General features: G+C 40.3%; 20 protein-coding genes. 8 read left to right on the top strand and 12 right to left on the bottom strand.

The annotated features are described in order from the left end of the window. Window positions 1-13 precede the first annotated feature (13 nt). Window positions 14-811, bottom strand: a complete 798-nt coding sequence (locus AC1M9I_RS11190) for an NAD-dependent epimerase/dehydratase family protein (protein WP_481594894.1) — start codon at window positions 809-811, stop codon at window positions 14-16. A gap of 53 nt (window positions 812-864) precedes the next feature. Here AC1M9I_RS11190 and recG point away from each other — a divergent pair, with 53 nt between their 5' ends. Together recG and AC1M9I_RS11180 are read left to right on the top strand one after the other, a co-directional pair. Further along, window positions 865-2,910 (top strand): ATP-dependent DNA helicase RecG, encoded by a 2,046-nt coding sequence (gene recG / locus AC1M9I_RS11185; protein ID WP_481594895.1) that lies wholly within the window; start codon window positions 865-867, stop codon window positions 2,908-2,910. Window positions 2,911-2,977: 67 nt separating this feature from the next. Further along, the gene (locus AC1M9I_RS11180) at window positions 2,978-3,610 is read left to right on the top strand and encodes a ComF family protein (protein ID WP_092768104.1); all 633 of its coding nucleotides are present in this window, start codon (window positions 2,978-2,980) and stop codon (window positions 3,608-3,610) included. Between the two features lie 17 nt (window positions 3,611-3,627). Here AC1M9I_RS11180 and AC1M9I_RS11175 read toward each other — a convergent pair whose 3' ends face one another. Together AC1M9I_RS11175 and AC1M9I_RS11170 are read right to left on the bottom strand one after the other, a co-directional pair. Continuing rightward, complete coding sequence (locus AC1M9I_RS11175) at window positions 3,628-4,029, bottom strand: NUDIX hydrolase (protein WP_481594896.1); 402 nt, start codon at window positions 4,027-4,029, stop codon at window positions 3,628-3,630. Beyond that, on the bottom strand, window positions 4,026-4,625 hold the full coding sequence (locus AC1M9I_RS11170; protein WP_092768108.1) for an LOG family protein: 600 nt from the start codon (window positions 4,623-4,625) through the stop codon (window positions 4,026-4,028). The genes AC1M9I_RS11175 and AC1M9I_RS11170 overlap by 4 nt, the downstream gene beginning before the upstream one ends. A gap of 155 nt (window positions 4,626-4,780) precedes the next feature. Here AC1M9I_RS11170 and AC1M9I_RS11165 point away from each other — a divergent pair, with 155 nt between their 5' ends. Beyond that, window positions 4,781-5,794: a CorA family divalent cation transporter gene (locus tag AC1M9I_RS11165; RefSeq protein ID WP_035265042.1), complete on the top strand. Its 1,014-nt coding sequence runs from the start codon at window positions 4,781-4,783 to the stop codon at window positions 5,792-5,794. Between the two features lie 110 nt (window positions 5,795-5,904). Here AC1M9I_RS11165 and AC1M9I_RS11160 read toward each other — a convergent pair whose 3' ends face one another. From AC1M9I_RS11160 to dxs, 8 genes are all read right to left on the bottom strand, one after another. After that, entirely contained in the window at window positions 5,905-6,165 is a 261-nt protein-coding gene (locus AC1M9I_RS11160; RefSeq protein WP_218945337.1) for an STAS domain-containing protein, read from the bottom strand. 39 nt (window positions 6,166-6,204) lie between these two features. Then, a complete protein-coding gene (locus tag AC1M9I_RS11155) occupies window positions 6,205-6,837 on the bottom strand; it encodes an MlaC/ttg2D family ABC transporter substrate-binding protein (protein ID WP_035265038.1) in 633 nt (210 codons plus the stop codon). A 19-nt stretch (window positions 6,838-6,856) separates the two neighbouring features. Beyond that, window positions 6,857-7,537 (bottom strand): outer membrane lipid asymmetry maintenance protein MlaD, encoded by a 681-nt coding sequence (mlaD, locus tag AC1M9I_RS11150; protein WP_035265035.1) that lies wholly within the window; start codon window positions 7,535-7,537, stop codon window positions 6,857-6,859. Continuing rightward, window positions 7,537-8,316, bottom strand: a complete 780-nt coding sequence (gene mlaE, locus AC1M9I_RS11145; protein ID WP_035265034.1) for a lipid asymmetry maintenance ABC transporter permease subunit MlaE — start codon at window positions 8,314-8,316, stop codon at window positions 7,537-7,539. Before mlaE ends, mlaD begins: the two co-directional genes overlap by 1 nt. After that, window positions 8,313-9,131: an ABC transporter ATP-binding protein gene (locus tag AC1M9I_RS11140; RefSeq protein ID WP_035265033.1), complete on the bottom strand. Its 819-nt coding sequence runs from the start codon at window positions 9,129-9,131 to the stop codon at window positions 8,313-8,315. Before AC1M9I_RS11140 ends, mlaE begins: the two co-directional genes overlap by 4 nt. Before the next feature lie 422 nt (window positions 9,132-9,553). Beyond that, a complete protein-coding gene (locus tag AC1M9I_RS11135) occupies window positions 9,554-11,368 on the bottom strand; it encodes a DEAD/DEAH box helicase (RefSeq protein ID WP_180028266.1) in 1,815 nt (604 codons plus the stop codon). A 408-nt stretch (window positions 11,369-11,776) separates the two neighbouring features. Then, complete coding sequence (locus AC1M9I_RS11130) at window positions 11,777-12,607, bottom strand: inositol monophosphatase family protein (RefSeq protein ID WP_035265030.1); 831 nt, start codon at window positions 12,605-12,607, stop codon at window positions 11,777-11,779. Between the two features lie 118 nt (window positions 12,608-12,725). Continuing rightward, on the bottom strand, window positions 12,726-14,630 hold the full coding sequence (dxs, locus tag AC1M9I_RS11125) for a 1-deoxy-D-xylulose-5-phosphate synthase (protein ID WP_481611053.1): 1,905 nt from the start codon (window positions 14,628-14,630) through the stop codon (window positions 12,726-12,728). Window positions 14,631-14,947: 317 nt separating this feature from the next. On the opposite strand from dxs, the gene ribA reads away from it, so the two are divergent. Further along, window positions 14,948-15,550 (top strand): GTP cyclohydrolase II, encoded by a 603-nt coding sequence (gene ribA / locus AC1M9I_RS11120; RefSeq protein ID WP_035265235.1) that lies wholly within the window; start codon window positions 14,948-14,950, stop codon window positions 15,548-15,550. A gap of 87 nt (window positions 15,551-15,637) precedes the next feature. Here ribA and hemN read toward each other — a convergent pair whose 3' ends face one another. After that, on the bottom strand, window positions 15,638-17,008 hold the full coding sequence (gene hemN / locus AC1M9I_RS11115; RefSeq protein WP_481611052.1) for an oxygen-independent coproporphyrinogen III oxidase: 1,371 nt from the start codon (window positions 17,006-17,008) through the stop codon (window positions 15,638-15,640). A 245-nt stretch (window positions 17,009-17,253) separates the two neighbouring features. Here hemN and hemF point away from each other — a divergent pair, with 245 nt between their 5' ends. The 4 genes from hemF (at window position 17,254) to AC1M9I_RS11095 (ending at window position 21,727) form a co-directional block, all read left to right on the top strand. Then, entirely contained in the window at window positions 17,254-18,195 is a 942-nt protein-coding gene (gene hemF, locus AC1M9I_RS11110) for an oxygen-dependent coproporphyrinogen oxidase (RefSeq protein WP_481611051.1), read from the top strand. A gap of 243 nt (window positions 18,196-18,438) precedes the next feature. Then, window positions 18,439-18,651 (top strand): hypothetical protein, encoded by a 213-nt coding sequence (locus AC1M9I_RS11105; protein ID WP_035265018.1) that lies wholly within the window; start codon window positions 18,439-18,441, stop codon window positions 18,649-18,651. Window positions 18,652-18,735: 84 nt separating this feature from the next. Next, window positions 18,736-19,524, top strand: coding sequence for a shikimate dehydrogenase (aroE, locus tag AC1M9I_RS11100; RefSeq protein ID WP_481593810.1), 789 nt, complete (start codon window positions 18,736-18,738; stop codon window positions 19,522-19,524). A 379-nt stretch (window positions 19,525-19,903) separates the two neighbouring features. Continuing rightward, complete coding sequence (locus tag AC1M9I_RS11095) at window positions 19,904-21,727, top strand: acyl-CoA dehydrogenase C-terminal domain-containing protein (RefSeq protein ID WP_481596519.1); 1,824 nt, start codon at window positions 19,904-19,906, stop codon at window positions 21,725-21,727. Window positions 21,728-21,806 lie beyond the last annotated feature (79 nt).

The following is a 21,806-nucleotide window of genomic DNA, read 5'->3' as shown; positions in this document are numbered from 1 at the left end:
GGTTTTTTTATGCCTAAATGAGTTCTCGATAATCCTTAAAAAATTGAGCATGTTTCAATTTAAAACCAGTGCTTAACATTCGAGAGGCATAAATTTTCTTTCCACGCTGTGCCTCACTCAATAATTTTAATGAAGGGATGTTTAACTGCTTTTGGAACCACAGAATAATTTCATGTAATGGAATGGGTTGATTATTACTACAAATATAAGTTTTTTCTGGATGTTCCACGTGAAGTAAATGGACAAGAAAACCCGCTAAATCTTCGATATGAATTCGATTCGACCAATGCACATTGGGATAGTCCATTGTATTTTGAGCAAGCTGCATCATTCTCTTCACGGATACGCCATAAATACCAGTGGGTCTCACAATGATACATTGCTGTGGAAAGGCTTCTTGCCAAAGCTTCTCCATTGTGGCTAACACTAATGCTTTCTCATCTTGCGGATTGATCTCTGTTTGGTCATCAATCTCCTCCCCTTGATCTTGTCCGTAAACGCGTGTCGATGAGACAACAATAATCTTTTTGATAGGATGCAGTGCCAGCTGATTTCTCATATGTGGAATCGCATCTATGAAAGCTGCTTTATACCCGTTTAGTGATGGGTCTTTGGGTGCAATCAACACGTATACTGCATCAATAGGCGACAATTTCGATAAATCAAGTTGGTGTATATCTTGTTGAAGATGCATAGCACCTGCTTGATCTTTCCTGCTTAAACTGACTGTGGTAATTTGATGTCCTTGTTGAAATAATTGTTTAGCAACATGTTGCGATGTTTTACCATAACCGATAAATAGAATATGCATGTAAGACCTATTCTCTAGTGTTATAAATTCAATTTAAGCAAAGTTGAGGGGACATGACTGCAGTCCATCAGTTGCAAGGTGTAGGAAACGCCGCTGCCGCTTTACTCGAAAAATTAAATATCTGGAATACGGATGATCTTTTGTTTCATCTGCCTCGAGATTATGAAGATCGCAGTACTATTGTGCCCATGAATCACCTTCAAGTAGGTCGAAGCTATTTACTTGAAGGCACTGTCGCATCAATGGATATGCCGCCCGGTAAACGCAAATCCATGGCAATATTATTACAAGATGATTTTGGAAAAGTCACCTTACGTTTTTATCATATTTATAAAGCATTGATGGATCGCGCAAAGCCTGGAAATCGTTTAAGAGTGTTTGGTGAAGTCCGAGTAGGCGCTCGTGGCCTAGAAATGTATCACCCAGAAATTCAATTGATTACTGAACATACACCACTTCCAAAAACGCAGCTAACCGCAATTTACCCATCAACGGAAGGACTCACTCAACCTAAACTGCGCGAATATATTAAACAAGCTTTAGCACAACATGCCCATGATTTACCAGAACTGATTCCTGCAAAATTTACCAATGGGTATGCTTTAAAAGAAGCACTAGAATATATTCATCACCCTCCCACCGATGCCAATATGTTGCAACTGGCTGAAGGACAGCATCCTGCGCAGCAACGTCTCATCTTTGAAGAATTAGTCAGTCATCAAATTAGTTTATTGACTCGTCGTGCATACATTCAGCAGATCTCCGCACCTGCATTTTCAGCCAGTCGAACATTTGCCAAACAACTTCTCTCCATACTTCCCTTTGAAATGACGAATGCTCAAAAACGTGTTTCAAATGAAATTTTGAAAGATCTTAAACAAAACAAACCGATGCTCAGACTAGTGCAAGGTGATGTAGGTGCAGGCAAAACCTTAGTAGCAGGCATTGCGGCATGTCATCCACTCGAAGAGGGATGGCAAGTTGCTCTTATGGCACCGACTGAAATCCTCGCAGAACAACATTATTTAAATTTTAAAAAATGGTTCGAACCACTCGGCATCCAAGTTTCTTGGTTATCAGGCAAACAAAAAGGGAAAGCACGCGCTGCTGCAGAACAGCAGATTAGAGAAGGCTCTGCCCAATTGGTCGTCGGCACTCATGCACTATTTCAGGATAACGTCCAGTTTCATAAATTGGGTCTTGTCATCATTGATGAACAGCATCGGTTTGGAGTTGACCAGCGTCTAGCATTACGAAATAAAGGGGCACAGGATACGACACCACATCAGTTAGTAATGACCGCCACGCCTATCCCACGTACGTTAGCAATGTCAGCGTACGGCGATTTAGATACTTCTGTGATTGATGAGTTACCCCCAGGGCGTACTCCAATCCAAACAGTCACTATTCCACTCGATCGTCGTGAAGAGGTCCTGCAGCGTATTGCGACAAACTGCGCTGAAGGTAAGCAGGCTTATTGGGTCTGTACATTAGTGGAACAATCAGAGACGTTAGATGCCCAAGCCGCTGAAGCGACTTATCAGGAGATTAAAGAACGCTTTCCGCACCTCAATATTGGTTTGGTTCATGGCAAAATGAAAGCTGATGAAAAACAAGCTGTCATGCAACAGTTCAAAGACAATCAATTACAACTGCTGATCGCAACAACTGTGATCGAAGTTGGAGTGGATGTACCAAATGCATCCATCATGGTCATTGAAAATGCGGAGCGACTGGGTCTATCTCAACTACATCAATTAAGGGGGCGTGTGGGTCGAGGTGCTAAAGCAAGTTTTTGCGCATTATTGTATAAAAGTCCTTTATCGCAGAATGGACAAGAGCGTTTACGCATTATGCGTGAAACCAATGATGGCTTTTTAATAGCAGAAAAAGATTTGGAAATCCGTGGCCCAGGCGAACTGTTAGGAACGAAACAAACTGGAGACATGGGCTTTCGCGTGGCTAAATTGGAACGTGATGACCATCTGTTAACTCAAGCACACTATGTCGCGACTCAAATTTTAAAAGATTACCCACATCAAGCGGATGCTCTTCTTAAACGATGGTTACCAGAAGCACCTAGATATGCGTATGTTTAATATGTTCCTTAATCAACGAACTCAGTTATAATCATAGGTACTCACAATAAAAATAACTTGAGCCATGATGCTGAGCCCTATTCATAACCTCTATCACACATTATTATCACGACGCGCTTGCCAATTATGCGGATTCTCTCCAACTCAAACCCACAGATTATGTGATGACTGTTGGACAATGCTCCCATGGAAAAGCCCTTCACTCATTCATCGACATGAAAGAAATATTTATGCTTGTTTCGACTATAGCTTTCCTATAGATCGCATTATTCACTTATTCAAATATGAACAACAACTTCATTATCAAACTTTTCTAGCACACACATTGCTAGAACTTAAACTGAAACGTTTTCAAGCGATTGTACCTATGCCTATTTCAAACGAGCGCTTGAAGGAGCGTGGTTATAATCAAATGATGGTCATCGGAAAAATTCTTTCCAAAAAACTGCAAATACCCATTTGGCAGCCAATTGAACGTTCAGCACAACACTCACAGAAAGGCTTAACACGTGTAGAAAGAATCGAGGATATTCAATCTCAATTCAAACCAATACGTTCAGAAAAAGGAAAGTTTAGAAATATCCTGATTATTGACGATGTCGTGACCACAGGGAGTTCAGTCAATGCGTTGGCCAATGCACTAGAAAAGCTCGGCTGTCAGAACATTCAGATCGCATGCATTGCAGCCGCAGAATATTGACACAGTCACTTTAAGTTTTAATCGGCATTAAAATGCTGCCTACACCAAGGAATCACGATTTCTCGAGTTAACGGTGCTAAAGGCGTAGCATCATCATCTAAATCGATCCATTTCATTTCAGCAATTTCTGCATGAATGTGAGGCTCTTGTTTAAGCTGAACTCGATAGAGATAACTAATCAACTGATGATCCGCTTCATTTGCAGCTTTGGTTTCAAAACGACCTATATATTGATCTATTACTGCCTCAGCGCCAATTTCTTCTTTAATTTCTCGCAGAATCGTGTCTCCAGAAGGCTCATTCTCCTCTAACTTCCCACCAACCTGCATGAAAAACTGGGTATTCTTTTTTCGAACCAACAACAACTGCTGATCCTCATTGGAAATAATCGCTGCTGCGACAGTAATGATTTTGCTCATGTATCTAGTTTCACCAAATCTTCTCGATCTTGGACACCCCATTTCGGTTGTGGTGCCTGATAAGACTCGAATTTTGACACAATATCCTCTATTGAAGTTGAATTGATTAATGCATTGGTAAAGCGAGCTCGAGTAAACTCTTGATCTGTCGTATGTTGAATGAATTGTAATAAACCATCATAAAACCCGTTGATGTTTAAAAATGCGCAGGGTTTAAGATGAATACCGAGTTGCGCCCATGTCCATTGTTCAAAAATTTCTTCAATTGTTCCTGCACCACCCGGTAAGGCAATAAAACCATCCGACAAATCTGCCATCAGCGTTTTACGCTCATGCATACTGGTAACAACGTGAAGTTCAGTCAAATTTGGATGTGCTAATTCACGATCCACCAATCCTTGTGGAATCACGCCAATGACCTTTCCACCAGCCTCTAATGCACTATCCGCAACAATACCCATTAATCCTGAACGACCGCCACCATACACCAAGGTCTTGCCTTGTTGCGCTAAATATTTCCCTGTTTTCTTTGCTGCATCAGCATAAACAGGATCGGAACCTAATGTTGAACCACAAAATATTGCAATAGAATTCATTTAAAATTAGCCTTAAGTTTTTATAACAACAATTAAAATGATATGTTCTGTGTTTTTTAACCCAATTAATGATGGAATTGGTTTTTTTTCATGGCATCCTTGTCTAAAATACACCCATCGTTCACACACAAACTGCGCAAGGGAGAAAAGATAAAATGCTTGAAGCCTTTTATGCCACAGAGCGCGGTAGTCTAGAAGATGCAACGATCAATGGTGGGTTTGATTTACACCCTGAATTGGTTTGGATCGATTTAATTGCACCCTCTCAAGATGAGCAAGAATGGGTTTTAGATGCCTATAAACAAAATCTTCCAACACTAAAATCATTAGAAGATATTTCATCATCTGCACGATTCTACCGTGATGATGATGGCATTTTACATATCAGTACGTATTTTTTAACGAAAAATAAAAACTACCAAGTCGATGGTGACCCTGAAGAGTCATCCAATATGCTAGGAACGGTTCAAACCGTTGCATTTATTTTACATAAAGATCGACTATTTACTTTACGTGGTGAAAAGCTCGTTGCTTTCCGTGCCTTTCGAGCACGTGCTCGCCGTAATGATTACGACATTGACTATAAAGATCCGACTTGGATACTTTTGGGTTTACTCGAAGCTAAACTCGATGAGCTTGCGGATATCTTAGAAGATATCCACAAGGATCTAGAACTCTACTCTACAGAAGTATTGAATGTTCGCCACCGTGAACAAATTCTTGATCTCGATGATATGATTACCCGTCTTGCTCAAAAAGAAGATATGTTGGGTAAAGCGCAACTCTGTTTAATTGACTTACGCCGCGTTCTGACCTTCTTAGCAAGACCCCGTGCCTTAGGCAGTCATATTTATGATGCTGATATTCGAGAACTCAGTGAGGATGTTCGCTCATTAGTAGAACATGATGCATTCTTGTTCCAGAAGGTTCGATTCCTATTGGATACCACTTCGGGTTTCATTAATACTGAACAGAATGATACGATTCGTCGATTCTCGATTTTACCTAGCATGCTTGCTCCCCCGATGTTGGTGGCCAGTATTTATGGTATGAACACTGATGTACTGCCCTTTGCTCAAGGAACGACGAGCTTTGTTGTTGTCAGTTTGATTATCCTAGTGTTCTTATTTGGACCACTGATTTATTTTAGATGGAAAAAATGGATTTGAGTACGCTTTGATGTCGCGTTTTTTTAACAACGTATGAAGTACCTTCTGTTGAGTAAATTACTATTTTAAAGCGATAAAAAAGCACCCTAAGGTGCTTTTTTATTTTTCAATCAAATCAATTTTAAATCATTTTCTAAATGGCAAGATTGAATGATTTTCATCATTTTTTCTGGCACAGATTTAAACTGTAAACTCGATGTTCCAGGTGCTTGACGCAATAAACGCACTAAAACAGCTAGCGCCAGAGTACTACCATGTTCAAGACCTGATAAATTTACAGTAAGTGGAAACTGCTTTGCTTGTTGAATCAACATTAAACCTTGTTGATAATACTGTTCAGCATTGTCGAAGCTAATTTTTCCAGAAACCATAATTTCTTGATCTTTGAGTGAAATCACAATTGTTCTCTGTTATTTTTTCTCAACTGCAGCTTCAGCATCAGGCTTGAAGTTTGCAATTGCTTTATTGATATCGCCACCATTACGCTTCACAGTAGCAGCAAACTGATTACGGAATTGCAAACCTAAGTCAATTCCAGAAACGTTGATATTGCGAATCTTCCACTGATCACCTTTATCAGCCAATTGGAACGATACAGGGATCTTCTCACCCTTGTTAATAAAATCAATCGTTACAACAGGGTTTTTAGTGTTAGATGCTTTATACGGACGAATTGTATATGTCTGATTAGAAAACTTAGAGAAAGCACTACCATAGTTTTCAATCAATGTTTCACGGAAGTTCTTCTCAAACTGTGCGCGTTGAGCAGCATTACTATATTGATTCGTTGCATAAGTTCCCATCACGATACGAGTAAATGATTGCGAATCAATATATGGATCTAAATTTTGACGAACAATTGCGCGTACCGCAGCAGGGTTATTTTGTAACTTAGCTTGGTCTGCTTTTAAACGTGAAATTAAGCCATCAGCTACTTTTTTGATAAATGCAGGAGGAGTCTCCGTAGGTGCAGCAAATGCTGTACTCGCAATCATCGTCGATAAAACGCTAACAGTCAGTGTTTGCTTTACGAACGTATTCATTTATTTTTCCTCTATTTAATCATTCAACAAAAGAAGCAGTTTCATCTGTGAATTCCACAGTTTCTGCATCTGATGAACCATTTGAATCTTTTTTCGCAGCTGAATCACCAGCACCACCTGTCACAAATTTAGACACTAAGTCTTCAATTTCCATTGTGCTTTGTGTGTTGCCAATTTGATCACCACGTTTTAAATAATTTAAACCACCACCTGGAACAATTTTGAGATACTTCTCGCCCAGTAAGCCATTTGTCGCTACCATAATGTAAGCATCTTCATCAATATTGGTGATGGAGTTCATGTTAGCGATCAGTTGCTTTTCCATTTCTTTTTGTTGCGATGGCGTAGCAGCTTCATAGTCACTGCTATAACGCAACTCTTCTAAAGCACCTTCTTGCACAGTTTTAAGTTGTTCATCATTGAAAGATGTCAGCTCACCATCTAAATTAATTTTCACTGTTGCAAGACGTGTTAACGGATCTAATCTGATCGACTCAACTTCACCAACTTTTACACCGCTCAGTGCAACTTTAGCACGTGGTTTAATACCATTCACATTATCAAAAGTTGCGGTCATGCTATAACTGTCTTTTAAATTTGTCCCAGCTAAGCCACTTACTTTCATTGCCAAGAAAAATAATGCACAACCAAATAGAATCACGAATATTCCAACTGCGAGCTCACTCGTACGTGATTTCATTACACACCTCCAAACATGACCGCAGTCAAAACAAAATCAAATCCTAAAACACATAGTGATGAATACACTACCGTTCTTGTTGTTGCTGTCGCAATGCCTTCTGATGTAGGCTCGCATGAATATCCCTGATATACGGCAATCCACGTACAGATTAAAGCAAATACAAAGCTTTTGATGATCGTGCCATTAAAGACATCTTTATAAAATTGAACGGCACTTTCCATACCACTCCAATACGAACCTTCATCAGCACCTAAAAAATCCACACCGACCATTTTTCCGCCCATGATCCCCACAGCAGCAAAAATTACGGCAAGCATAGGCAAACTAAATATACCCGCCCATAAACGTGGTGAAATAATGCGTTTAAGTGGATCAACACCGATCATTTCCATACTAGACAATTGCTCAGTCGCTTTCATCAAACCAATTTCGGCGGTTAAAGCAGATCCTGCACGCCCCGCAAAAAGAAGTGCAGCAACCACTGGCGCAAGTTCACGCAACAAGGTCAACGAAACTGCTGCACCAAGCATCGCTTCACTGCCGAAAGTGACCAAAATGCTATACATCTGCAAACCCAAGACTGCACCTATAAACAGTCCTGACACCACAATGATAAGCAATGATAATACGCCAACACGGTACATTTGATAGATAAAGAGTTTGACTCCAATCCAAGTCGGCATCGAAAATAAAATTTGAACTAGCATAATGGCTGCAACGCCAATACCTTGAACACGCTCTATAACGCGTCTACCTAGTGAGGCTATCGCATTCATGTACGCACCTCATCACTTAAATACGCTTGATGACTAAATTGATAATCCACAGGACCTTCGACCGAACCTGTTAAGAATTGACGGACGAAAGGCGAACTATGATTCTTTAACTGATCAGGTGTGCCCTCGCCTTGTACTTTACCTTCCGCAACCACATAAATGTAATCTGCAATAGATAATGTTTCAGCAACATCGTGAGACACGATAATGGTCGTTAGGTCTAACGCTTCTCGTAAAGAACGAATCAATCGGGTTAAAACCCCCATTACGATGGGATCCTGACCAGCAAATGGTTCATCGTACATAATCAAATCTGGATCTAGTGCAATTGCACGAGCTAACGCCACACGGCGATTCATCCCCCCAGAAAGCTCAGAAGGCATCATTTGCTCAGCGCCACGTAATCCCACAGATTCGAGTTTTAAAGCGACCAGTTCTGCAATCAGATGTTCAGGCAATTGAGTATGGGCGCGGATAGGGAAAGCTACATTTTCATAGACAGTCATATCAGTGAAAAGGGCACCACTCTGAAAGAGCATCCCCATACGAGCACGTGCTTTAAACAATTCCTGACGACTCATTTGGCTAATATTTTTGCCATCCAACAAGACCTCGCCTGCATCAGGTACAAGTTGCCCCCCAATGAGTCTAAGAAGCGTGGTTTTCCCCGTCCCTGAAGGACCCATAATGGCAGTAATTTGACCCTTACGAATCTTTAAATTGACTTGGTCGTAAATAACACGATCACCACGATTAAAGCTTAAATTTTTTACTTCGATCAACGCTTGCTCATCGATTTGTATTTGATTATTCATAGCTGAGCGTGTTCCTACAATTTTTCAGCTTGCATACTATACTCTGAAATAACTGAATTTAAATGTTATTTATAAAATACAAGGTTAAGCGGACATTGTAGCATTATTGATCATTTTTATTAATTTTGCTTATAGAAAGATGTGTTTTATTTATGAAACAATGATTTGAAATTATTCTTTTTTAAAAATTTATAATGTGATACTAAAAAAATAATAGGCAAGATTAAGTAATACCAATAAAAAGAACACGTACATCATGATTGCACCCACATTCATTTGCTTCGTCTCAAGCATTATAATCTTATTATTCATATTTTACATTTACCATAAATAATGTGAACTTATTCACTTTTATTCTAACAGATTTTTTTATATGAGCAATAAAAAACCAGCCCGAAGGCTGGTTTATTTAGCTATACCGATTAGTCGTTAAATTTACGACGTGGGCGATCGCTATTGAATTCACGCTTTGGACGGTCATCACCAAATGTACGTTTTGGACGATCAAAACCACCTTCACGACGTGCTGGACGGTCACCGAAATCACGTTTTGGACGGTCACCAAAACTGTTTTCACGAGGTTTATAATCTACACGGTTACCACGATTGTCATCGTTAGAACGAGGGCGATCACCGAAATCACGCTTTGGACGATCATCAAATGAACGTTGCGGACGGTCACCGAAATCGCGACGTGGACGATCTTCGCCATTAAACTCACGACGTGGACGGTCATTGTTAAACTCGCGACGTGGACGATCTTCACCATTGAATTCACGACGTGGACGATCGTTGTTGAACTCGCGACGCGGACGATCTTCGCCATTAAACTCACGACGTGGACGGTCGTTGTTGAACTCGCGACGTGGACGATCTTCACCATTGAATTCACGACGTGGACGATCTTCACCAAACGAACGGCGTTCGCCATCACGGTTACCTTCGCGACGTTTGAAGTTTGATTCACCTTCAAAACGACGACCACCACCGAAACCACCACGGCCACGGCCTTCACCACCACGGCCACGACCGCGACCAGCGCCATCACGACTACCGCGTGCTGGAGGTGGAGATGGCTCAAGACCTTCAATTTCAGAAACTTCTAGACGTGCATCTAAGTAGTCTTCTAAAGCACGAATTTTACCACGTTCACGGTAAGTCGCTAATGTGATTGCTTTACCAGTACGACCTGCACGACCTGTACGACCAATACGGTGTACATAATCTTCGTTCTTCATTGGAAGACCAAAGTTAATCACGTGTGAAATTGTTGGTACATCTAGACCACGTGCTGCAACGTCAGTTGCAACTAAAATTTTTGCGCGACCTTCACGAATGCTGCGCAAACGACGGTTACGTACAGTCTGTGGCATTGCACCATGAAGTGCTACAACTGAAAGACCAGCTTCAGACAGTTCTTCTGCAAGCATATCTGTATCTTCTTGCGTAGAAGCAAATACAACGGCTTGATCAAGATCTTCTTCATTTAACCAATGTGTTAAAAGCTTTTTCTTGTGCTCAAAACCATCAGTCCAATGTAGAGTCTGAGTGATGTCAGTATTCGTCGTGTGACCAGTTTCAATCGCAATACGTTCTGGCTCATTCATCATACGTTCTGCCAACGTAATAATACGTGGTGCGAAAGTCGCAGAGAACATTAATGTTTGATCACGGTTACCCGCTAAATCACTGATCGCCTCTAAATCTTCAGAGAAACCAAGATCAAGCATACGGTCTGCTTCATCTACGATTAATGATTTAACTTTGTCTAATTTGATTTGACGACGGTTTACAAGATCAAGTAAACGACCTGGAGTCGCTACCACAACTTGTGCACCTTTTAATTGTTGGATTTGTTTACCAAAAGGCATACCACCCATAATCGCAGCAATACGAACACCTTTCATGTGACGTACAAATGCAATCGCATCTTGGCTCACCTGTTGAGCCAATTCACGTGTTGGGCAAAGTACTAAAATTGTAGGTGCAGTTACAGCACGCATACGCTCTTTGAAAGAAAGCAACGTATCTTCACTACCCGCTAAAGCGTGAAGTGTAGGTAATAAGAATGCAGCAGTTTTACCAGAACCTGTTTGGCTTGATACTAAAAGATCTTTACCATCTAAAGCAGCAGGAATTGATTGTTCCTGAACAGGAGTAGGCGATGTAAAGCCTAATGCTTGTAATGCTTGTTGAAGTGATTCGTGTAGTGGAAAATCAGCAAAAGTTTTGCTCATAGAGTTTTTCACCCGAAAATTGGGTGCTCCATTAAATAAAGTCTGATGGACATCGGCAAAAAGCGGTACAGCAATAATCGCTGAAAATATAGAATCAGCGGCGATCCGAGAACGACGATGCGTATAACGCACACATGATTACAGCCTGAACCTGAAGGAATCGCTTTTAGCGATTGGGTGGGGCGCGAAATAATGTCCTCTCTTTGGACCGGACGCGCATACACAATATAGAAGAGAAATGTTCAGGTAATGAACGAAATTTAGTGCGTGCGCGGAGTATAACAGATTTTTTTATAATGTCATTAAGTTTAATTGCTTTTTGGTGCATTCAAGTACAAATATTCAAATTTATCATGTTTTGGACATAAAAAAGCTCCCAGTTAGGGAGCTTTCATAAATTTGATCTGCTTATTTAGCAGCAGCACCCCAGGCTGGGACAACTGCTTGCATCAATGGTTTCAATAATTTCATAGAACAAGCCAAGACTTGACCATTTTCCATTGAATTTGAACCACCGCGCGCATCAACTACTGTACCACCAGCTTCTTTAACAATTAGCTCACCCGCTGCGATATCCCATGGTTTCAAACCAAGTTCGAAATAACCATCGTAACGACCAGCAGCAACATAAGCTAAGTCGAGTGCTGCTGAACCTAAACGGCGGAATTGAGCACCTTGCTCAGATACTGCCAACAAAGAATCGAAGTGATTTTTTGCATAAGAAACTACTTCGCCATCGCGTTTAGCACGATATGCATGACCAACAGCCAAGAATGTACGATCTAAACTATCTTTTACATTCACACGAATACGACGTTGGTTCATCATTGCACCGCGACCGCGACTCGCAGAGAACAATTCATCTTTGATTGGGTCATACACAACACCGTGTTGAGTCACGCCTTTGTGTTGAACTGCAATAGAAATACAGAAGTGTGGGACACCATTAATGAAGTTTAAAGTACCATCTAAAGGATCGATCACCCAACACCAATCAGCATCGTGACCTTTACCTTCTTGCATACCAAACTCTTCACCAAGGAAGCTGTGATTTTTATAGCTTTTGCGCAAGATATCGATCGTCAACTCTTCAACATAGCGATCAACGCGAGTTACAGGACCTTCGATACCCTTTTCTTCAACTTGCAGATCAAGTTTATGACGATTCTGATGCGCTTTTAAAAGCTCTTGACCAACTGTTTGAGCCGCACGCGCAGCCATCACCACCATAGGTTCCATTGAACACCCACTACAAATTTGAAGATACTGATAAAGAATAATGCATAAAAGCGCCGACATTTTATCAAATATCGGCGCTTTTAGGTAAAAAATGTTTCTAAAATTTTATGACTTGTATTTAAACCACCTGTACAAGCTTTAACCAAGCTTGTTGAATTGAAGCTTGGATACCTTCTGCATCCAATCCACAATCTTTAAGCATCTCAGCATGACTGGCTTGCGCTAAGAATTGATCAGGTAAGCCTATGTTCAAAACTGGCTTAAGAATGTGTTCGGCCATTATAAATTCATTCACAGCACTTCCAGCACCACCCATGACTGCATGCTCTTCAACCGTTACAAAAAGTTGGGTTTGATCTGCATATTGTCGAATGATTTGACCATCTAGGGGTTTAACAAACCGCATATTCACAACGCGTACCGCAACATCCAATTGATCAACTAAAAGCTGAGCAGCATGTTCTGCAACAATCACGCGGCTACCGAAAGCTAAAATAGTAATCACTTCTTCGGCTTTTACATTCAGCTCCAAAGTTAACTCAGCTTTACCAATTTCAAGCGCTGTCAGTTCTTTTTGAATTTCAACACCTAAACCATTTCCGCGTGGATAACGCACTGCAGCAGGACCCGGGTGCAAATAGGCGGTATGTAGCATTTGACGGCATTCATTCTCATCTTTTGGTGCCATAATCACGATATTCGGAACTGTACGCATAAATGCGTAATCGTATGCACCAGCATGGGTTGGCCCATCTTCACCCACTAAACCTGCACGATCGATACCAAATGTGACATCAAGGTTTTGTAATGCCACATCATGAATAAGCTGATCATAACCACGCTGTAAGAAGGTTGAATAAATTGCCACTACTGGTTTTAAACCTTCACATGCCATACCTGCAGCTAAAGTCACTGCATGTTGTTCTGCAATTGCCACATCAAAATAACGATCAGGATATTGTTTGGCGAATTGCACCATACCTGAACCTTCACACATGGCAGGTGTAATGGCTAACAACTTATCATCTAACTGGGCTTCATCGCACAACCATTGCCCAAAAACATCAGAATATTTGGGCGCTTTTGTTGAAGCTGCTGCAGCATTTAATTTAGCAATTGCGTGATATTTTATTTGATCTGCTTCAGCAGGTGCGAAGCCCTTACCTTTCTTGGTATAGATATGAATTAAGCGCGGCCCCTTACGTTTTTTTAAGGCACTAAATACATTAACAAGTTCATCGACATTATGACCATCGAATGGACCAAAATAGTCAAATCCAATCGCTTTAAATAAGTTATCCGCAGCCTCGGTAGCAGCACTATGTAAACGTGAAGTGTAGTCCCACTCAGGATAGTCCTGAATAAATGGATTACCCTGCTCATCAATATGCACAGACTGCCCTTTTTCCCAAATAGCAGCCAAATGTTTTGCAAAACCACCCGTGCTACATGAAATCGACATATCATTGTCATTCAGTATCACCATGAGATCAGCATTATGTGCAACAGCATCATTCATGGCTTCGAATGCCATCCCTGCTGTCATTGCACCATCACCGATAATTGCAACCACTTCACAAGGATCTTTTTGATAACGACGAGCTAAAGCCATTCCCAAACCCGCTGAAATAGCAGTCGATGAGTGGCCCACACCAAAAGTATCAAATTCAGACTCTTCACGAGCGGGGAACGCCGCTAAGCCATTTTTTGCACGAATTGTAGTCAGTTGCTCACGACGTCCAGTCAAAGCTTTATGTGGATATGCTTGATGTCCCACATCCCAGATAAGACGATCATGCGGTGTATTGAAACAATAATGCAAGGCAACAGTTAATTCGATTACACCTAGATTGGCACCGAAATGCCCACCACTTTGTCCAGCAGCATACAAAATAAATTGACGTAGCTCGTCCGACACTTGACTCAATTGTTCTTTGGCTAGTTGACGCAATTGCATTGGATGATTAATCGCATCCAACAAAGGCGTAACAGGACGTTGACTAGGTATTTCGGTATACAACATATGTGGCAATGCCTTCTAAAGCCTGGCAAATCCTAAGCTAGGTAAATGGGTTAGCTCGATTCTTCTTATTGATCGAGAAATCGAAAAAAAACACCTTAAATCAACCACATTTATATTGGTCCAGTGTTGAGCTTTCGCTAAACGGGCGTTGTTAGGTAGCTAGATTATCCTGAATATCGATGCTACTTATCAACTATTATCTTGTGCTTTGCAAAAAAAAGGAAATCTTCTGTGTAAATTTGCACAATGATACTCAACTATGGTCTGATCATTCAGCTATACTTTAGCCAAATTATGAACATGTAATGGAAGTCGCTGTGCCTATAGAGTTTGTTGCCACATCTAAATTACCCACTGCCTTTGGTGATTTTAAAATCACTGTTTTTCAAGATCCTAAAACAGGTGAAGAACACGTAGCATTGTCAAAAGGATTAGATAAAGCACCCACCTCTCCTGTCTTGGTACGAATCCATTCCGAATGTTTAACAGGTGATGCTTTTGCTTCATTAAAATGTGATTGTGGCCCACAACTTCAAGCAACTCAAAAATTGATTAACGAAGCTGGACAAGGCGTAATTTTATATTTACGTCAAGAAGGTCGTGGTATTGGTTTAACCAATAAAATTCGTGCTTATGCCTTGCAAGATCAAGGACATGACACAGTAGATGCTAACCTGATGCTCAACTTACCCGCTGATGCGCGTAAATACGATATGTGCAGCATCATGCTGGATCACTTACAAGTGAAACAAGTCAAACTTGTCACAAACAATCCTCTCAAAATTAAAGCTTTAACTGATTTAGGAATTGATGTAGTTGATCGTGTCCCGTTAACGGTCGGTTTGAATAAATTCAATGAAGAATACTTAAAAACCAAACATGAGCGCATGTCACATATGTATCAAAAGGATGATTTTTAACTACAGCATAATTTAATCGCTGTAAAAAAATACCCCGATGCTTAGGGGTATTTTTTCACTTAGACTCAGCCCAATTTGTGAAGATGACTATATCGTCATAGAAAATATCCGATTTTCAGGTTTGTTTCTTTTTAACCTTAAATCGAACGCCATACAGATATTTCGTACAAATGGTTTTCCAGCTTCCGTTACCTTCAATCCATATTCACTCATCTTCACAAGTTGGTCATTTTGCATTTCAGCTAAATCTTCTAAAACTTGTGGTCGCTGTGCAAAATCCATGTCACCTTGCCAATTCGTCTCAAAGTGGCACATGAGATTTAAAATGTGTTTTCTGATTTTCAAATCTTCTTCTGTTAAAAGATGACCTTTAAAAACTGGAATTTCGTTTTGTTCTAATCGAGCATAGTAATCTTCAAGCGTCTTTTCATTTTGAGCAAAACCTTGCCAACAATCGCCAATAGCCGACATCCCTAAGCCAATCATCACTTCTGTTTTTGAAACGGTATATCCCATAAAATTACGATGTAACTGTTGGGCTTGAAATACCTGATACATATCATCATGCTCAAGCGCAAAATGATCCATCCCTATTTCATGATATCCAGCAGACAATAATTTTTGTTTTCCTTGCTCATAACACTGTCTTTTCTCTTCATCGCGCGGAACATCATGGTCTTTAAAACCACGTTGCCCATTGCCTTTGATCCATGGTACATGCGCATAACTGTAAAAGGCTAAACGATCTGGCTTAATTTGAATGGTTTGATCAATTGTGTTTAAAACATCATCTAAATATTGAAAGGGCAGCCCGTAGACCAAATCATGCGAAATAGACGTATAACCAATTTCACGCGCCCATTCTGTAACCTGCTTTACGTGTTCAAAAGGTTGAATTCGGTGGATCGCTTTCTGCACGGTTTCATTATAATCCTGCACGCCAAAGCTAACGCGTCTAAAACCCAATTCAAACAGCGTCTTTAAATGATCGTAAGAAGTATTATTAGGATGTCCTTCAAAACTAAATTGATGATCTTCAGCTACTTCTGATAGTGCTAAAAGCCCATCAATCAACTGTTTAAGATGCTGAGGAGAAAAAAATGTAGGTGTCCCTCCCCCTAGATGTATCTCTTTAATCCAAGGACGCTCTACAAATAACTCACAATACAATTTCCATTCTTTTAACAAAGCCAAAATATAAGGCTGTTCCATTTCATGTTTTTTAGTGATTTTTTTATGACATCCACAAAAAGTACATAAGGACTCGCAAAAAGGTAAGTGAACGTAAAGGCTAATACCATGTTGGCTATTCGATTTATCAAAACGTATTTTTAGTTTTTGCTGCCATAGTACTTGATCAAAAGTCGACTGCTCCCAATACGGAACTGTGGGATAGCTCGTATATCGAGGACCTGGAACATTATATTTTTGCACCAGTGAAATAACGTTTTCGAACATATCCCCACCTTTAAAATCACCACATATTAAAAGCTTAACTGCTTTCAGTCGTTCTATTTTGAGGAGCTTATTGTTTTAATTCAACCTAGTATCTTGGTCAGGATTCATAAGCAAATTCAAATCACAAAGTACGTTTACCCTGACTAAACTTAAATCTCGATCCGCTATATCGATAAAATCACCTTAATCTTTCATACAATTTATGTTTTGATGTAGCTAGTTTTTCATTGCCCAAGAGGCTTGGTATGTCACACCCGACTTCTGCAGATATTCAACGTGTCCGTGAATTTTTACTCGACTTACAATCTCGAATTTGTGCTGCGCTTGAACAACAAGAACAACAAGGTGGCGGTAATGCCCAATTTGAGATTGATGATTGGGAACGTCCCGAAGGTGGTGGTGGCAGATCACGCGTATTGCAAGATGGTACAGTGATCGAAAAAGGTGGTGTGATGTTCTCGCACATCAATATTTCAAAGTTACCAGCATCTGCTACTGAACGGCACCCACATATAGCTGGTGCACGAGCACAAGCCATGGGGGTTTCTTTGGTGATCCATCCTAGAAATCCAAATGTACCGACCTCACATGCCAACGTAAGACTATTTGTCGCAGAAAAAGAAGGACAAGATCCTATTTGGTGGTTTGGCGGCGGTTTTGACTTAACGCCATTTTATCCGAATGATGAAGATGTTAAATCATGGCATCAAACTGCGCACGATCTTTGTGCACCTTTTGGCGATCATGTCTACCAAGATCATAAAAAATGGTGTGATGATTATTTTTATTTGAAGCATCGTGATGAACAACGTGGTGTCGGTGGGTTATTTTTTGATGACTTAAATCAGTGGAATTTCGAAACTTGTTTTAAATACATGCAAGCTGTAGGCAATGGATATCTCGAGGCGATTCTACCAATCTTCCAACGTAATCAAGACAAACCCTATAGTGAAGCTCAACGCGATTTCCAATTGTATCGTCGTGGACGCTATGTGGAATATAACTTAGTTTACGATCGAGGGACTTTATTTGGATTACAAACTGGCGGTCGAATTGAGTCTATTTTAGTAAGTCTTCCGCCATTAACGGGTTGGAAATACAGACCTGAATGGGATGAAGGCTCTGCTGAAAAGAAATTAACCGACTACTATTTAAAACCGAGAGATTGGCTCGCTGAACTGCATTAAATGTAAATCACTCGCCCTGTTAAAACAGGGCTTTTTTTGTTGAGCAATATATTCACTCCATTGTCTAACGAAATTGAATAATTCCATTACATTCTCTTAGAAAAAAAGGCACAATAGATAAAATTGATTAAATTTTGTCACACTTCTGACACAGCTCTTAAGTTTAATTTAAGCAAAGTACTGTACAATCATTTTTTACTTGTATTACCCATGGAAGTTTTTACTTCTGCATAAGGAATCGATATGCAACACAACTCTATTCGCGCACGTGTTGTCGTATTTTGGACACTGGTTATTGCTCTTTTGAGTGCAATCAGTACCACTATATTTTCAGAAACACTACTCAATGATAGCTTTGGTTTTAGCTTGATGGTGTTTGCAGCTGTTGGTCTACTGCTCAACATTGCGCATATTTTACTTCATACCCTATTTGAAATTTGTAACCCAAGTCATTAATACACTTCATTGAATATGTTCATATTGGGAACTTTCTGCATTTGACGTATATTGTTTGCCACTTCTTCATCAGGAATTAGAGCAATGCGCAAACAATTTGCCGTAATTGGAAATCCCATTGAACAATCTCGATCTCCAGAGCTTCATCATGCGTTCGCACAAAAGACTGGGGTGATCCTTGAATATAGCAAACGCCTTGCTCCTCTCGATGGTTTTACACAGAGTATCAATGAGTTTTTTAAGGCTGGTGGTATTGGTCTAAATGTCACGGTGCCGTTTAAAGAACAAGCTTTTGCACAATGTGATGTACTCACTGAACGTGCCAAAATTGCAAAAGCAGTGAATACACTATGGATGAAAGATGGTGTATTGCATGGCGACAATACCGATGGCCAAGGACTTGTTGCAGCCATTCAACATCTAAATTGGCCTCTTGAACAAGCAAGTGTACTTATTTTAGGCGCAGGCGGTGCAACACGTGGCGTGATTTATCCACTGCATCAAGCTGGTGTAAATAAAATCATGATTGCTAATCGAACGGTTGCACGCGCAGAGCAATTGATTCAGGACTTACAACCTGCTGTCCCAGATCTAGAGCTAAACGCTTGTGGTCTTGATCACTTAGCAGGTGAATTTGATATTGTTATCAATGCCACCTCTGCGAGCTTGTCTGGTGATGCACTCAATCTACCTCAACAGTTAAAATTCAAATATGCCTATGAAATGGCCTATGGCAAACCTTCCACTTTCCTTGATCAAGCGAAACAGCGTGGAATTCCGACTGCAGAAGGATTTGGAATGCTCGTTGGACAAGCGATTGAATCTTTCGCGATTTGGAATGGTGTGCGTCCAGAATTAAAAGATTTTATTTAGTTTTTGCACACGTTTAGTGCCTTGTGAAAAGTGCAATTTTTTAAATTGCACTTTTTTCTCTCTAGAATATCGATTAAATATCTTCGAATTGATTTTAGTGACATATTTTTAGTGCATATTCAAATTGAATAAATTCAAATTAAACATATGGTCATCCACACAAAAAATCAACCTAAGCTTATGTATTAATAATATTATTTTTTCTAATAAACTCCTACTACAACAAATGAATTCAGTTTATATTCATTCAAGAATCTAAACACTAATTCGCAATTCTGACATTTATTTCCGTGACTTACATCAATGTTTTTTTAGTGTTGTAGGTCAATAATCGGATCATCTAACGAGTATTTTCTCTATTCAAATTAGGAAAAGTTCAATGCCTGCATATAAAGCGCCCGTACGTGATATTCGTTTCTTAATGAACGAAGTTTTTGATTATCCTGCGCACTATAAAACTCTAAGCAACGGCGAAGCTGCTGACTCTGATACTGTCGATATGATTATCGAAGGTGCTGCAGATTTCTGTGAAAATGTATTATCTCCACTTAATCAGTCTGGAGATGAAGAAGGCTGTCATTTTAAAGATGGCGAAGTCAAAACGCCTAAAGGTTTCAAAGAAGCTTACGAGCAGTTTGTACAAGGTGGCTGGCAAGGTCTTTCTTATCCTGAAGAGTTTGGTGGTCAAGCACTGCCTATGTCGCTGAACCTGATTAAATCAGAAATGATGGGTACAGCAAACTGGTCTTTCACCATGTATCCAGGCTTAAGTATGGGTTGTATGAATACCATCATGCAATTTGGTACTGAAGAACAGAAAAACACCTACATGCCTCACCTCACTGCGGGTACATGGTCAGGCACAATGTGTTTAACTGAACCACAATGTGGTACAGACTTGGGTCAAGTTAAAACTAAAGCTGAGCCTAAAGGTGACGGTACTTATGCTATCACAGGTACTAAAATCTTTATTTCTGCGGGTGAGCACGATTTAACTGAAAATATCATTCATATTGTGTTGGCACGTCTTCCAGACTCTCCAGCTGGTACGCGTGGTATTTCATTATTCATCGTTCCAAAATTCATCCCAACTGCTGATGGTGGTGTAGGCGAACGCAATCCTGTGACTTGCGGTTCTATTGAACACAAAATGGGGATCAGAGCATCTGCTACTGCCGTACTGAACTTTGATGCTGCAACGGGTTACCTGATTGGTGAAGTCAACAAAGGCTTACACGCAATGTTTACCTTCATGAATACGGCGCGTATCGGAACTGCTGTTCAAGGTTTAGCACATGCAGAACTTGCATTCCAAGGTGCATTACCTTATGCAAAAGAACGTATGTCAATGCGCGCACTCTCAGGTAAAAAAGAGCCTGAAAAAGTAGCTGACTCAATTATCCACCATGCTGATGTTCGCCGTATGCTTTTGACTCAAAAAGCGATTGCTGAAGGTGGCCGTGCAATGATCTATCATGCTGCACAACTTGCTGACAAAATGACTGATGCTTTAGCTCAAGGTGATCAAGCGAAGTTTGATGATTACGATGATAAACTAGGTTTCTACACACCAATTTTGAAAGGCTTCTTAACTGAGTTAGGCTTAGAAGCAGCAAACCACGGTATGCAAGTCTTTGGTGGCCATGGCTATATCAAAGAACATGGTATGGAGCAGATCGTTCGTGACGCGCGTATTTCAACGCTTTACGAAGGTACAACTGGTGTTCAAGCACTAGACTTAATCGGTCGTAAAGTACTGTTATCTTCTAAAGGTAAAGTCGTTCGTGACTATACAGCTGAAATCCTAAAATTCTGTGGCCAGCACGCACGCAATAAATACATGCGCCGTTTTGCTTGGGACTTAACTAAGATTTGTGCACAATGGAATGCATTAACTGTACGTATTATGCTTGCTGCACGCAAAGATCGCGACATCGTTTCAAGTGCTTCTGTGGATTACTTAATGTTCTCTGGTTACGCAATGATGGCATATTACTGGGCTCAACAAGCGGCAGTGGCATCAGCGAAGTTAGCATCAGGTGATGGTCAAGAAACTCCTGAGTTTTATAAAGCGAAAATCAAAGTTGCAGATTTCTACTTTGAGCGTTTACTTCCACGTGCTCAAGGTCATGCTGAATCTATGGTTAACCCTTCGAAAACTTTAATGTCTTTAGAAGCTGAACACTTCAGTTTTGATTACTAAGATTTCATAGAAAAAAGACCGCCAAGGCGGTCTTTTTTTATTGATAGAATGAACTATCTTACTTTAAGAATACGAAATT

The sequence above is a fragment of the Acinetobacter sp. ANC_7553 genome (assembly GCF_056779895.1).
Note: the sequence above shows the minus strand (reverse complement) of the source record. Positions and strands in the feature narration are given on the sequence as shown.